Source organism: Acidobacteriota bacterium (assembly GCA_026393755.1).
GTDB lineage: Bacteria > Acidobacteriota > Vicinamibacteria > Vicinamibacterales > JAKQTR01 > JBAXOX01.
The window spans coordinates 64,421-80,053 of record JAPKZO010000017.1; the positions used below are offsets into that span (position 1 = coordinate 64,421).

At 65.5% G+C, this 15,633-nt stretch carries 7 protein-coding genes; all 7 read right to left on the bottom strand.

The genetic code is table 11. From position 1 onward, the window contains the following. Nucleotides 1-10: 10 nt before the first annotated feature. Nucleotides 11-3,223 carry a carboxypeptidase regulatory-like domain-containing protein gene (locus tag NTV05_05940; GenBank protein MCX6543939.1) on the bottom strand — a complete coding sequence of 1,071 codons (3,213 nt, stop codon included), beginning with the start codon at nucleotides 3,221-3,223 and terminating at the stop codon, nucleotides 11-13. A 309-nt stretch (nucleotides 3,224-3,532) separates the two neighbouring features. Further along, on the bottom strand, nucleotides 3,533-5,440 hold the full coding sequence (locus NTV05_05945; protein ID MCX6543940.1) for a CocE/NonD family hydrolase: 1,908 nt from the start codon (nucleotides 5,438-5,440) through the stop codon (nucleotides 3,533-3,535). A 71-nt stretch (nucleotides 5,441-5,511) separates the two neighbouring features. Continuing rightward, nucleotides 5,512-6,771 (bottom strand): MFS transporter, encoded by a 1,260-nt coding sequence (locus NTV05_05950; GenBank protein MCX6543941.1) that lies wholly within the window; start codon nucleotides 6,769-6,771, stop codon nucleotides 5,512-5,514. Nucleotides 6,772-6,832: 61 nt separating this feature from the next. Continuing rightward, a complete protein-coding gene (ahcY, locus tag NTV05_05955) occupies nucleotides 6,833-8,332 on the bottom strand; it encodes an adenosylhomocysteinase (GenBank protein ID MCX6543942.1) in 1,500 nt (499 codons plus the stop codon). Nucleotides 8,333-8,525: 193 nt separating this feature from the next. Continuing rightward, a complete protein-coding gene (locus NTV05_05960) occupies nucleotides 8,526-11,444 on the bottom strand; it encodes a VWA domain-containing protein (GenBank protein ID MCX6543943.1) in 2,919 nt (972 codons plus the stop codon). After that, entirely contained in the window at nucleotides 11,441-12,583 is a 1,143-nt protein-coding gene (locus NTV05_05965) for a VWA domain-containing protein (GenBank protein MCX6543944.1), read from the bottom strand. Before NTV05_05965 ends, NTV05_05960 begins: the two co-directional genes overlap by 4 nt. 31 nt (nucleotides 12,584-12,614) lie before the next feature. Continuing rightward, on the bottom strand, nucleotides 12,615-15,605 hold the full coding sequence (locus NTV05_05970) for a hypothetical protein (protein MCX6543945.1): 2,991 nt from the start codon (nucleotides 15,603-15,605) through the stop codon (nucleotides 12,615-12,617). Between the last annotated feature and the right edge of the window lie 28 nt (nucleotides 15,606-15,633).

Sequence of the window (15,633 nt, forward strand, 5' to 3'; positions counted from 1 at the left end):
TAGGACTCTCTTAGAACTGCAGCCCCACGTTGATCTGTGCCGTCCGCGGAATGTAGCTGTTGGCGGTCGATGTGAGCGTCCCGAAAGTCGTACTGCTGATGCTGCTGGCTGGGAAGCCGTACTGCACCCTGTTGAACACATTGAAGAGCTGCCCTCGGACGGTCAGGTTCTTGCCGCCGCCCAGGCGGAACGACTTGTAGAGGCCAGCGTCCACGTTGGCCGTGTGGTCGGTGAAAAACGTGTTGCGGCCCACCAGCATGTCAATCGTGTCGTAGATCGTCGCCGCACGGAACGCACTCGCCGGCAACTGCGTCGTCGACGTGTCGGGATTGTCCACCACCCGCCCGAGGACTGAGGGATCCAGAAGGACGGGGCGGCCCTCGGCGAACCCGTCAAAGTTCAGATCGACGCCGGTCTGCGTGACCGTGAATGGCGTGCCGGAGGCGAGCTTCACTGTTGCCGACAGCTGCCAGCCGCCCAGCACCAGTCCAAGCAGGTCGCTGCGATTCTTGAAGAACGGCACGAGGTAGCTGCCGTTGAATGTGAACCGGTGTGGCGTGTGGAAGCGCGAGTACCCCTTGGCGTACTTGCTGTTGGGCCCGAGCGAATTGGAGTCGCCAGCGCCCACGTAGGTGAGTTCCGAGTTGGTGTCCTTCGCCACGCTGTACGTGTAGTTTGCCGTGAAGGACAGCCCCTGACTGAACTGCTTGGCCCACTCCACCTGCAGGCCGTTGTACCACGACTCGGCGTCGTTGGCGATTAGAGTGTTGGTGCCGTAGCGCGGATCCGGCCGCCGCTCGTTCGTACGGGGCACGCGGAGGCTGATCTCGTTGTTGGCGATCGGCACGGCCACCGGGCAGGCTGTCGTGAACGTGATACCAAAATACCCCGTGCCGGCACACGTTACATCGGCGGCAATAGCCGTGATGTACGTGCCTCGCAGATCGGGGTACCCGGTTGCCGGCGCGTTGTTCGGATGATCCACCACCAGCACGCGTCCGTTCAGCGGTGACTGCGGCAGGTTCGTGGGCATGTAGCGGAGCGTCCCGATGACGTGATTGCCGTTGTAGCTAAGCCTGATAGCCGACTTCCACGGCAATTGTCGCTCGTAGCTCGCGCTCCATTGTTTCGTGTACGGCATCTGCAGGTCGCTGGCCGGCAGGTACACCGAGTATCGAACCGTCTGCGGGCCCGGCACAAACTGGTAACCCATCGACGGATCCGAGATGCTGAGGATGCCCGGCGTCGTCGTAAACACCAGGTCGATCGCATTGGGCGGATTGGTCCGCACGCTCGCACCGTTCTGCGAAAACGACGACTGGAAGATGCGGCCATCGATCCGGCCGTATCCGCCCCGCAGCGAAGCCGTCCCCGACCTGGTTCCGGTCACCAGGCCAAGGAGACCGGTCCGGGCCGGAAGCGACCACGCCAGCGCCACGCGGGGCTCGATGTTGTTCTTGTCGGCCTTGAACCCGTAGTCGATGCGGTTCTTGATCTCCTTGGGTGCCCCCACGTACTCGTACCGCAGCCCGAGGCTCAGCGTCAGGCTGGACCACGGACGCCACTGATCCTCGACGTAGAAGTTCGATTCGTTGAGCCGGTTCTCGAGGTAGAACGGGCCCCAGGCCTTCTCGTATCTCTGGACGCATCCATCGAGCATCGCCTCGTACGGTGTGTTGTAGGTCACGCCTCCGCACGAGCGGTTGAACGTCCAGTAGCCCCGGGAGAAGTTGTCGGCCAGGTCATCCAGTTGCTGGCGCCTGACATCGAATCCAGCCTTCAGCGTGAGGCCCGACGTGATTCCCCACGACAGGTTGTAGACGAACTGGTGGTCGATCTGCTTGCGGTGGATGGGAAATGCTCCGCTATTGCCGAGGATCGTGCCTGACACAGGAGATGACGTGAAGCGGACGATCGGCGTGTCGTTGCCCGCGGCGATATCCACCTGCGTATTGCGCCAGCCGAGACCGTAGCGGAACTCTCCGACCATGGCATTGCTGAGAATCTTCGTCCACGTCACGCCGAGGTTCTGCTGCCCGTTGTTCTGCCTGGCCTGCTCGCCCTGGATGATGTCCTCGGTCTCACGAAGCTGATGCGTGTACTGGTACCTCGCGATCAGGGTGTCCTGGCCCAGCTGCCAATCGAGCCTGGCCGAGTAGTCCTGGTCCGGATACTTGAACGGGATGGTCGTCGCGTAGGTGCGGTTGCTGCGGGGATCATTGGCGACCGCGTCCTTCGGAAAGCGCGCGAGGATCCCCGCAATCCAGGCGCGATTCTCCGGCGTGTCGTTCCCTTTCGTCAGACGAGGGGTCGCCAGCTCCGAGGGCAGAAACAAGTCGCGCGCGTAGTTGAGCGTGCCGTCGTACTTCGTGCGATCGACACTGACGAAGGCGAATAGCTTGTTCTCCAGAACCGGGAAGCCGAGCGTCCCGCCGTACTCGTGGCGCTGGTTCTTGGGCTTGACGGTCGCCCACTTCGCAAGGGCCCTCAGCTTCTGGCTGTCCTGGAAATACTCATAGAGGTCTCCATGCCAGGAGTTGGTGCCCGACTTGGTCTGCACGAGGACGACGGCGCCGTAGCCGCGGCCGAACTCGGCGCTAAACGTGTTGCTGATGACCTGGAATTCCTTGATCGTCGACAGCGCCGCCCCCTGGCGGTTCTGGTTTTCGGACGAGTCGTCGTTGTTGACGCCATTAATCTGGAAGGTCGCGCCGCGCGATCCGGTGCCGTTGAAGTTGATCGACGAACCCGAAGAAGCCGTCGGGTTGTTCTGGCCCGATGTCGGGTTTTCCTGGTAACCCGCGAACACTTCGGCAAGGTTGAGGAAGCTGCCCGGGCTCATCGACGGCTTGTCGATGATCTGCTCGGAGGTGAGCACGGACTTCACCTCCGCGTTCGTCGAGTTGATCGTCGGCGCGGCGGCGGTCACGATCACCGTCTCGGCCACGTTGGCCGGCTTCATCTGGAAGTCCACCACGCGCGTGTCGTTGACCGAGATCGGGATGGCCTCCCGCACGACGGTCTGGAAGCCATCGAGCTTTGACGTAATCGTGTAGCGGCCGCTTGCCAGAAACGTGGCCGAATAGAAGCCCACCGCGTTGGTGACGGCCTCGCGCACGCCGCCGGTGTCGGCATTTCGGATCGTGACGGCGACGCCGGGGAGCACCGCCCCGCTCGCATCGGTCACCGTCCCCTGCACCGTGCCCGTAACGGTCTGGGCCATGGCTGGCGCTGCAAGGGCGACGGCCCCGGCAACCAGGGCCGCAACCCACCACGGCCGACGTCGTAAACGCTTGTTTTGCATGGCTACGCACTCCCCCTCAGGATGGAAGACATGACAACGGCGATGAGCGGAAGGACACGCGGCGGGGGCCCCAGTGAGTCAAAGCACACGGTGCACGCGGCGCATCCGCTGAGTCCCAGACGGCTGAGAGTATAGACTCGCTGGCAATCCTGTCAAACGGTAATCCAGGGGGCGTTTGTGGCTAAGTGTGCGCGAACAGTCTCCGCGTCCAGGAACCCTCCCAGCCCTTCAGCGCGCGTCCACCACGCTCAACCTGATGGCCGAGGCGGCGGCCAGCGAGCGGTAAACCCGCTCGGTCGCCTTCTGGAAGTCGGCGTTGGTGGCGGCGTTGATATTGCAGAACTTCTGCGGGTTCAAATTCACCAGCGGGAACCAGCTGCTCTGAATCTGGACCATGATGCGATGACCGCGCTGGAACGTGTGGAACACGTCCGGCATCACGTACTCGACCCTGGTCACCTGGCCTGGCACGAACGGCTCCGGCTTCTCGAAGCTGTTGCGGAACTTCCCGCGCATGGCCTCGCCTCGCACCAGTTGCTCATACCCGCCCATCACGGACGGCGACTGAAGCGCGGCGGCGTCGGAAGGCGAACCCGGCTCCCGGTAATTATCCGGATACACATCAATCAGTTTGACGATCCAGTCGGAATCCGTGCCGCTGGTCGACACCTGGAGACTGGGCGAAATCGGGCCGGCGACGGTCACGTCCCCGTCGAGCGCATCGGTCATATAGGTGAGCACGTCGGGCCGCCGGGCGGCGAACCGCTGATCGTCGATCATGTGCTCCCGTGTCATACCGATGGCGATGTTGTTGATGTACGGCACCGGACTGGCCGGATCGCTCACGTACTCGTCGTACGCGGCCGCCTCACCGGCCGGCGCGGTCCACGTCAGCCGCCCGCCCGCCGCCAGGTACAGGGTTCGGGTGACGGCCTGTTTCGGCGGCCATGCCTCGAGGCGGCGCCACTGGTTGCTGCCGGTCTCGAACACGTAGGCTTCGGGCAACTTCGGATCGGGTGTGTCCTTGAGGTAGTGTGCGAAGAACGGCAACTCGATCTGCTCGCGGAAGAACACCCCGGTCTTCGCGCCGAACTTGACCGCGCCGAGCGCGTCCCCGTCGCCGCGCGACCAGCCACCATGCACCCAGGGCCCCATCACCAGCATGTTGGACGCGCCAGGACTCTGGCGCTCCACGTTCTTGTAGGTCTCGAGCGCCCCGAACAGGTCCTCGGCGTCGAACCAGCCGCCCACGGTCATCACGGCCGGTTTGATGTTCTTGAGGTGCGGCCTCAGGTTGCGGGCCCGCCAGAACGCGTCGTACGTCTCGTGCGCCATCAGGTCGTTCCAGAACGCGATCTCGCCCTTGAAGTACTTCGCGTTGGCGTTGGGCATCGGCCCCAGCTTCTTGTAGAAGTCGTAGCCATCCTGGGTGCCGAAATCGAAACGCGGCCCAGACGCGGTGGTCGGCGCCGGCCGGGGCCAGCCGAACCCTGAGAAGAAGCCGAACGCGTGGGGCAGGTAGAACGCGCCGTTGTGATGAAAATCGTCGCCGATGAACCAGTCGGTAATCGGCGCCTGGGGCGAGGCGGCCTTGAGGGCCGGATGCGCATCAATCATCCCGGCGGCCGTGTAGAATCCCGGGTACGAGATCCCGTACATCCCCACGCGGCCGTTATGCCCCGCCACGTTCTTCAGCAGCCAGTCAATCGTGTCATACGTATCGGAGCTCTCGTCGACGTCCTTCGGCCCGCTCTTCACGTCGAGCTGGGGCCGCATGTCGACAAACTCCCCTTCCGACATCATGCGTCCCCGCACATCCTGGTACACGAAGATGTACCCGTCGCGCGCGAAGAGGTCCGACGGCCCGATGGCGGTTTTGTACGCGTCAGGACCGTATGGCGCCACGCTGTAGGGCGTCCGGCTGAGCATGATTGGATACGAATGTTGCTGGTCCTTCGGCGCGTAGATCGAGGTGAACAGCTTCGCGCCGTCTCGCATCGGGATCTGGACCTCGCGCTTGGTGTAGTTGGCCCGGACGTAATCCGGCGCCTGGCCCGACAGGACGAGCGATGCCCCACCGACGACGAATCCCAGGACGCCGATCTGCAGTACGCGCCGCGCATGTGACCTTGCCATTCACGCCTCCGTTGTCGATGCGGGTGATTCTACCCCAGGCCGAGCCGGCGAATGGCGGGGCCTGCCGCGAATCACGCCGTTCGCGCGGGCCCGCGCCGGTAGCGGCGCAGCGATGGTGTCCGCGCCGCTATCCACGCCGTCGCCACCACGCACCCGATGCCACCGGTGACCACTGAGAAGGGTGCACTGAACAGGTTGGCGACGACGCCGGCCTCGACCTCGCCGAGCTGCGGGCCGCCCATGAAGAACACCATGTTGACCCCGACCATCCGGCCGCGCATGTAGTCGGGCGTCTCCATCTGTCGGATCACATTCCGGAACACCATGCTCACCGTGTCGGCGACGCCGGACAGGGCGAGGCAGGCGAACATCACCCAGAAGGACCGCGTCAGCCCGAAGGCGACGGTCGCCATCCCGAAGGCCGCCACCGACCACAACATCACGCTGCCGCGCCGATCGATCCGGTCGACCAGCGGGACCATGGCCGCACTCGCGACGAGCGCCCCCACCGACTGGGCGGCATAGAGCCAGCCGTAGCCGTGTGCCCCGACGACCAGGATGTCCTGCGCGAAGATCGGCAGCAGGGAGTTGGCCGATGCGAAAAAGGTGGCGAAGAAGTCCAGCAGCATCGACGACCGAATGAGCGGTTGCGCGAAGACGAATCGGAGACCGTCCATCGCCGCCCGCACGGTCAACTCCGGCCGCTCCAATCTGTCGCGCGTGCCGCGGCCCTGGACCTCGCGCATCATCAGCAGCGCGGCCATGACAAAGAGAAACGAGATCGCGTTCAGCCAGTACGCCCACGCGATGTCCCCGAGGAGCATGGCGCCGGCAAACGCGGGGCCGCCGGCGACCGCCGCAATCTGGAACATGATCGTATTCAGGCTGATCGCGTTCGGCAGATCGCCGCGAGGCACGAGGTTCGGCACCAGCGCCTGTCGCGACGGGCTGTCGAACGACCCCGCAATCGCCGTCAGGCCGGCCAGCAGGTAGATCGGCCAGAGGCTCTGGAGCCCGGTCCAGGCCAGGAGGCCGAGGACGAACGCGAGCACCGCCATCACGCTCTGGGTGATCAGCATGACGCGGCGCCGATCGTAGACGTCGGCCACGACGCCGCTCACCATCGAGAACAGCACGATCGGCAGGAACCGGACCAGCCCGACCATGCCGAGCGCCAGCCCCTTGTGACCGGCCGGCGCCAGCAGCGAGACGTGCCAGAGAATGGCCGCCGTCTGCATCATCGAACCGGACAGGGAAATGACCTGCCCGATCCACAGCAACCGGAAATTGCGATGCTTGAGCGCGGTGAACGCGGACGCCTGGGTACTCACGAGGTGTGCTTCTCACGTTCAGGTTCGCACGGGGCGATCCTGTGCCGCATCTCGCAGCGTGTCAGTACCGATAGTGCGCCGGCTTGTACGGCCCATCGACCGGCACGCCAAGGTACTCCGACTGCTCCCTGGTCAGTTCCGTGAGGTGGACACCCAGATGCGGCAGGTGCAACCGCGCGACCTCTTCGTCCAGGTGCTTCGGCAGCATGTAGACCTTCTTCTCATACTGCTCGTTGTGCAGGTGCAGCTCGAGCTGCGCGAGCACCTGGTTCGAGAACGACGCCGACATGACGAAGCTCGGATGGCCGGTGGCGCAGCCGAGGTTCAGCAGCCGCCCCTCGGCCAGCACCATTACGCTGTGCCCATCCGGGAAGCGCCACTCGTCGTACTGCGGCTTGATGTTGATGCACGCGATGCCGGGGATCTTCTTCAGCCCCGCCATGTCGATTTCATTGTCGAAGTGGCCGATGTTGCCGACAATCGCCTTGTCCTTCATCTGCGACATGTGCTCGGCGGTCAGGACGTTGTAGTTGCCAGTCGCCGTAATGAAGATGTCGGCCTTGCCGACGACATCCTCGACGGTGGCGATCTGGTAGCCCTCCATCGCCGCCTGCAGCGCGCAGATCGGATCGATCTCGGTCACGATCACGCGCGCGCCCTGGCCGCGCAGGGCCTGGGCGCAGCCCTTGCCCACTTCCCCATAGCCGCAAACCACGGCCAGCTTGCCGCCGAGCATGACGTCGCTTGCGCGCATCAGGCCATCGGGCAGCGAATGCCGGCACCCGTAGATGTTGTCGAACTTGCTCTTGGTCACCGAGTCGTTCACGTTGATCGCCGGGAACAACAGCGTGCCGGCCTCCACCATCTGGTACAGCCGGTGCACCCCGGTGGTGGTCTCCTCACTCACGCCGCGGATACCGGCCGCAACCGCCGTCCATCGCCCCTTGGCCTGACTCAGTTCCTCGCGGATGAGCTTCAGGATGACGCCCCACTCCTCGGGATCCTCGTGCGGCTTGAACGCGGGAACCGCGCCGGCCTTCTCGAACTCGGCCGCCTTGTGCACCAGCAGTGTCGCATCGCCGCCATCGTCTACAATCTGCGTCGGGCCGCTGCCATCAGGCCAGAGCAGCGCCTCTCGCGTGCACCACCAGTACTGGTCGAGCGATTCACCCTTCCACGCAAACACCGGGATGCCCTTCGGGTCGGCCGCCGTGCCGCCCGTCTCCGGCCGTCCAACGGCCACCGCCGCCGCCGCGTGGTCCTGCGTCGAAAAGATGTTGCACGACGCCCAACGCACGTCCGCGCCGAGCTCGGCGAGCGTCTCGATCAGCACCGCCGTCTGAATCGTCATGTGCAAGCTGCCGGTGATGCGCGAACCGGCCAGCGGCTTCCGCCCCTGGTAGCGCTCACGGACCTTCATCAGGCCGGGCATCTCCTGCTCAGCCAGCCGGATTTCCTTCCGGCCCCATTCGGCCAGATTGAGATCGGCCACCTTGAAGGCCGGCCTGCCCGCCTTCACTGCCGCGGCGAATGGATGAGTCTTTTCAACGGCCACACTCATGAATCCTTCTCCTTCACCGCCCACACCACTCGGGCTCCATCATGCATCCTCGGGTAGGGGCGCAATCAATTGCGCCCACATCCCGTCACCGCCGCCGAGGGCGGGCGCGATGAACGCGCCGGCATCGGCGGCCTCGCCCAAGCAATCAATTGTAGCCGGGCGCCTTTCGGATTGCCAAACCGTCCGGCGTCGCTCACCGGGTTCTCGCGATGAACTGTACCCATCGATTGACGAGCGGGGCGTTCGCGCCGCCAGCTGCCGCGTACAGCGTGGCGTACTTCCGCGCGGCGGCCGCGTCTTCGGCGGGCGTCTTGATCTGGCCTCCGGCGGAGTGGACGTCGTACATCAAACGAATGGCGAGGAAGATCGCGTCGACGTCCGTCCCGTGGCGCTCGATGTAGGGTTCGATCAGCGCGAGCGCCTCCCGTCCGCGGTCGAGCAAGACCTGCGAAACCGCGAGCCTCGGCACGAGCGAGTCGTCGTCGGCCCACTTCTCGCGAGCCTCCGTCAGGATGCTCGTCGCCTGCTCGCCCTCGCGCAACCGCAACAGCGCGTCGGCCAGCACGTCGTAGACGATGCGCGCGTCCGCCTCGGTGATGAGCGCTGTCTGCCACGCGCCGACCGCTTCGCGATCGTGCCCGCCTGCCGCGTAGCAGGCTCCCAGGTAGAACGCGGCTGGCAGGAAGTCGGGCGAGAGCCGCATCGACGCGCGGAACTGGGCGGCCGCCGGCTCGAGCTCGCCGTTGCCAAACAGGGCGAGTCCCCTCAGAAACGACGCGGATAGCCTGGACTGGTCGGCGCCGGCCAGGGCCGATAGCGCCTCATCGAACTTCCCTTCCCGAAGCGCGGCCGACGCCGCCTCGACGGCGGCAGACCCGGCCGCGGACGCATCGGCAGCGCGCAGACGTGACAGGAAGAAGCCGAGCGCCTCCCCCCGCAGAACGTCCGCGCGTGCGAACGCCCGAACCAGGCTTCCGGATTCGCCGGCCGAGAAGCGCACTCTGGGCGCCAGAGCGCCGGCACCTCCAGAGACCGCCGGCACGGGGGCGCGAGGCTCTATCCGAAGCGGATGTTCGATACTGCCAAGCCGGCGCGTCCCGTCGGTGATCGTCGCGACCGCGGTGTAGTCTCCCGGCGGCAGGATGCTCAGATCGAGGTGGCCGCCGGCGCTCCATGGCGATGACGGGTCCTTCTTCGAAGCGGGAACCACGAACGACACGAGGGGCTGGGCACCGGGCCGATCGGCAATGCCAAATGTGACACTGCTCGGTGCCAGTTGGCCGGATTTGGGGACAAACTCGACGTACGCTTCCACACTCTGTCCCCAGAGCTGGCCGTCGGTCACCACCGCGACGCCCTCTTCCTTGGTCCGCAGCGGATCCAACAGCAGCAGGTCCCCGATGCGCACGCCGTCGCCCTCGGTCAGACCGACCGTGAAGGGATGATCAACGCTCCCCGCCCGCCCCGCCGGATCGACCGCCGCAAGGCGAAGCACGTAGTAGCCCGGCTTGAACACGGCATCAGCGAAGAACGACGCCGATCCGATTCTGCTCGTCGCCCGCGGTGTGAGCGGGGACTTCTGCGCAATCACGCTCGAACTTCGCCCGGTCGCATCCGTGACGACGTACGCGACGTGCATATCGACAGGCCCGCTGAGCCCTTCGCCAATCTCGGCACTGATGAACACCCGAAGGCCAGCACCGGATTCCTGCGCCATCGTGTGCGTGGTCACGCGGACAGGCAGCCCCGTCGCCAGCCGCCGCGCACGCAGGATCTCGCCGAGCGCGTCGTCGGGCGTGGCGGCGCTGGCGGCCACCCGCGGCAGCAGCACTTCGGTTCGGCTGTGCACCTCGACGCCAGGCGCATTGACCTTGACTTTGATGCGATGGGACTTCCCGTCGCGATCGCTTTCGGCCGGCTCCACGCCCAGCACATACGCGGCCGCAGTTTCTCGCAGCACCCGGTCAAACGCGACGTCCGCGCCCCCCACCACTCGGTGCAGCGATCCGCCGCCGGACCCGGCGACGATCTCGAGGCCGATGCTCATCATGCCCATCTCACGCCACAGACTCCCGTCAACCCCGGCCGCACGCCCATTCGACGCAGAGAACGCGTCGAGAAATGTCGAGTCCATATGCAGCACGTAGAGGCTGAGGTTGGCCGCTGCTGCCTCGCGCCCAAGCGTGGAGATCGCACCAGCGTTCTGGATGTCACCGCCGATCCGATCCGAGACCGGGAGGCCACCGCTGACCAGGACGAGAATTTTCCGCTCGCGGATCTGAGCGAGCGCTCGGATCACTCCCTGCAAACCTCCGATGCTCCTGCTCGACTGCAGCTCCGCCGCCATGCCGATGCCGGCCGCCTCCGTCATGATTTGCTGCTTGCACTGCGCGAGTGCTGATCCGGTCAGCAGGGCGCACTCCCTCGCCATCACGTTTCTGAGCGCGAAGTCGTCGCTCCCGCGGATGTCAATCGCTTCGGACAGACTGACCTGGACCGATCCGCTCATCGATCTCAACGGGTCGGCCATCCCCATGATCTTCTCTGTCGCGGCGCGCGTGGCGGAGTGGTTCTCGGACGCCTCGACCAGTGGACCTGGCGGCGGGAACGCGATGAGACCAACCCGATCTGACGGCCGTAGTCGATCGATGAACTTCCGGGCCGCCTCCATCGCGCCATGTGCAGCGAAGGTGCGAAAGCTGCCCTGGTCGACCGCAATGAAGATCAACCGTCCCGGCACTGCCGGCTCCGGGGGATTCTCGTTCGAGCTGAACAACGGCCGGGCTGGCAACGTCGGCCCAGGTCCGGACGGCTTGGCAGACGTCACGAACTCGAGCAGTTCAGCCGACACGACGCGGCGAGCCTTGCCGTCGAGCGTCACCTCGAACTGACCTGGCCTCAGGCCCTTGACCGGATTGCCGTCGCGGTCGACGACGGTCACATCGACCGTCACCAGTTCCACGCCCGACCTGAAGACCGGCGCCTGGGGGTCGATCGGCTTCTGCCCGCCGGTCCCCTGTGCCTGGGCACCGGCCAGGACGAGCGCGACTGCTACAGAAAGTGCGATTCGCCTGGTCGTGGACCGCCGCGGTACGTGCGCCTGATTGCTCACTTGGCCACCATTCGATAACCCTGCCGGGTGCGAATCTTGACGTCGCGCTTCGGCACCTCCACCCTCAGCGCGCGCCACCGGCCATCGCGGGCGCCGATCTTCGGGACGAAGCCCAGGAGGTACTGATTTGACAGTTCATCCACAATCGCCGAGAACACGTCGTCGAGCTGATCGAGATTCTTGAAGAACGCCCGGCCGCCGCTCTTCCTCGCGAGTTGCTCGAGCACCGTTCGCAGTTCCTGCATCTTCGGCGCTCGGCCCTGACCGATCGGGTAGAGCGTCACGTCGCTCGCCTCGAGCCGCCGTTCGGCGACCTCCAGCGGTGTGTGGCTGTTGAGATCCTCGCCGTCGGTAAAGACGACCAGCGCGCGGCGCCCGGTCTGTTTGCCGAGCTGGTCGATTGCCTGCACCACCACGTCGTACAGCGCGGTTCCGCCCCACGGCGCCAGGCGGTCGATGGCCTTCATACGTGTCGCCAGGTCGACGGTCGGTCTGGCCAGCGTGAACACATTGTCGTTGAAGCCAAGCACCGTCACCCGATCCGCGGGCCTCAGGGCCGACAGAAACTTCTTGACGGCTGATTTCACCGTCGGCATCGCCGCGACCATGCTGCCGCTCACGTCGACACCGACGATGATCTCCAGCGGGATGTTCTCCGCCTGGAAGCTGGTGATGGTCTGCTGGACGCTATCCTCGTAGACGGCGAAGGCATCCCGCTTCAGTCCGCGCACAAAGCGTCCCTCATCGTCGGTCACCGTGGCAGTCACCTGCACGACGTCGACATCCACCGTTTCGGTGTAGGCTTCCCCCTTCGTGCGGATGCTCCGCGCGATCCGCCGGCCGCTCGCCAGTTGCACGGTGGCACGAAGCGTATGTTCGGACACCTGAGTGCCCGCGTCCCACGAGCATTCGAACGGCGGCCGCACGAGCGTGCAGACCAGTTGGCCGTCTGCAAATAGACTGACCGACTTGACGTCGGTCGCCCGCGGCTCCACTCGAATCCGCAGCGGGCTCGTGCCACTCGCATAGCCGTTGTCCTGGGGAGACTCAAACACGATGACGGGTTCGGCTGGCGGAGCAGCCGGAGTCTGGTGACCAGACACGCCGGCGCCGAGCGCCACAGGCACCCCTGCCAGCACGGCAACTCCGTGAATAACGTGCCGCCGGACGCTACCGGATTGCCACCAACGGGCCCCGGACTGTAAGCGAAGCGACATAGTCATCCATTCTCGGCTGCACGGTCTTCCGCGCCTGCCATGACATCGCGAGCCAGTCATCATCGAAGGCCAGACGCAGATCGTCCTCGAAATCCTGAGTGGCCACCGCGAGGATAGACGGCGTCAACGCGGCAGGCAACTGGTGTTCGGCAAGCCACTCACCAACGACCAGGGTCAGGTCGGGCATCAGCGAAGCGGCCACACCCTTGCCGAAGCGGGCCGACCCGGTCAGCCACTCGCCAGACTGAGGGAACTTCAGGCACAGGCAACCCTCCGCCGAGTAGCCGGACGTGCCCCACGCATCGAACCGCTCGATCGACGCGATCTCCAGCCGGCCCAGGCGAAGCAGTTCGGCAAGGGTGAACAGGTCGGGCAGCCGATCCGGCTCGTTCGCGAGCGCCCACGGCAGCACTTCCCGCCTCGCGTCGCTGATGCCGGCAGCCGTGATCGCGCCTGCCAGTCGTCCCGGATCCGCCGCAATCGAGGCGAGAATGTCCCGCCCTCGACGCAAGGCCGACGCAATCTGATCCCGATCCTTGTCCACGTAGTCGAGCGGGTTGGACAGACTGGCCACCTCGGTGAACGCGGCTCGGTCGTTGTTCGTGATCGTCGGAGGCTCCGGCAACGACTCGGTGCTCACCCGACGCAACTCCAGATCGCGTAACCCGTGGTCCAGCCCAAGCAGCGCTCCTGACACGCGCCACGTCCCAGCCCCGTCGTGTGAGCTGAGCGGAAGACGCCAGGGCCCCAGAATTCTGTCTCGTTCGAGCGACTCAGCGGCCATCCAGTCGTGATGCAGCGACGGATCGCCTCCCCGAAGCGCCCGGCCTGTTGCCTCATCCAGATTCGGTGCGTAAGCCAACGCGATCAGCACCTGGGCGAGGAAGTAGTCGACTGCGGGCTGAAGCCGCCGCACGACGCCGGGGACGTCCTTAAGCTTCCGGGATTTCTGGATCTTCTCGAGACGCTGTAACGCGTCCGCCACCTGTTCGCGAACCCTGGGAGGCTCGCCAGCCGCTGTGGGCCGGGCTGGGCGCTCGATCGGAAGGAGCCTGGCAGCCGCCGCAAACGCGGACATTCTCTCGATCAGGAGCGCCGGTGTCGCAACGCCTGCCTCGAGCGCGTCCACTTCGCGCGAGAAGGCCAGGATCTGATCAAGCGTCGGACCTCCCTGGGCCTTGCGGATCGCCACCAGGCGCCTCTCTTCGGCCGCGGCGGGGTCGACGCTGTACCGAAGCCCTTCGATTTCGACGACGGGGGCGGGGCCGGATGCTCGCGTGCTGATCTGCCCGGCAAACGCGCGCAGTACCTGGTGCTCGATGGGCGCGTCGTCGCCCGCCGGCGCTATCGCCATGGTGGTGGGCGGCGGACCCAGCACGGGCAGCCAGTCGTGCGCAATCCACCTGGCGACCGCACCGAGCGCTCTGCCGTCAGGAGCCAGTTGCACGTTCGACAGCGATGTCAACAGTTTGCCTGCCGTGACGGCGCTGATCGCCTGGCCGCGCCTGGCGCGATCGAGCATGGCGACGGAGCCTTGAAACAGGGCGAGCGCATTGGCGCCGGTCACATTCCTGGCTCGGATCACGGCGTCCGCGTAGACGGCGGGATCGGTGACGCCCATGCGTTCGATCGTGAGAACCAGCGCGTTGAATCGTTGAAATCCGCGCAACGCCGTCAGGATGTCGGGCAGGTCGGCCGGCTGCGCGTTGGCGAACACGCGCTGGGCAAACAACCACGTCTCGGCACGCTGCCGCCGGCCGGACGTGTTGGCGACACTGATCAATTCAACAAGGTCAGTGGCATCAAGGACGCCGTCGCGTTCGATATCTCTGACCTCTCGTGCCGGCCACTCGGGGATCTCGTCGCTGGCCAGCACCGTGTCCCAGAATGTCCGCCAGGCTGGCCCCTGCAGGTGGCCGTTGGCATCAAAGCGGGTCAGCAAGAACAGATGCGCCATGTCGTACAGATTGAGCGAGAACGGACGATCGGTTGGATTGACGCCCTGGTTCGTCCTCAGCGTTGCCGCGTACAAGGCACGAAACCGATCGAGTCGGTCTCCGCGGCTCGAGGCATCAGCGCCGAGGGCAAAGGCCTGCCGAGGCGCGTCGAAGTGCGCGATCGCGTCGTAGAACGCGGCCATCCGCCCGTCGTCCCGGTCCAGCAGCTTCAGGAGAAACCTGTCCGGCCGTGCGACCCGCTCGTCGACCAGCGATTCCCATAGCGGAAGCGCAGCCGGTCCCCCCGGCACATCGACGCGCCCGCCCGTTATCTTCACACTGCGCCCGACCGAGGCGAGCACCGCGGCCCGATCCGATCGATAGATCTCGTCGAACATGTCCGGGCGCGCATTCACCAGGTTACGGACGCTCTCGCCCGCCGACAGGAGACCGCACCACAGCAGCGATGCCCGGCGATCCGTCAAGATGGCTGCAAACAGGACTCCAGCCGGACCCGGCTTCACGTCCAGCAGGGCGCGCCACCTGTCATCACCGAGTGGTGACGGAACCTCTTCGGCCGCGAGAAGCGCGCCGACGACGCGGCCGGCGTTCAACTCGACACCGAGATTCTCAACATCGAGACCCGCCTCTTTCAGCCACCTGCGGCGTCGAGCCTCGCGGTCGTCGGATACCAGGACAAACGTGAGTCGCGTTCTGTCCCGTTCGATCCGCCCTCCGGCGGAGTCGGCGAAATCGTTCAGTGCGTTCCTCGAGATTGACGTCTGCGTCAGCGAAATCCCGGTGGAGGGGAGCGCGGCTCTGGCGCGCTCGTAGTCGGACAGAGTCTGCAGGTACTCGGCGATTCGAGCCCGGCGCGCGTCGATGGCCCGATCGACACCGACAGGTGTCGAGAAGACGGCGCGAATGAGCCGCGGCAAGCTCAGCGAACGAGGAGTGTGCGGATCCAGGCCTGCGACCCGCAGCAGCGCCGCCGTGCCACCGGGCACGCGGAGGCGGGACCACCCGGCATCCCCC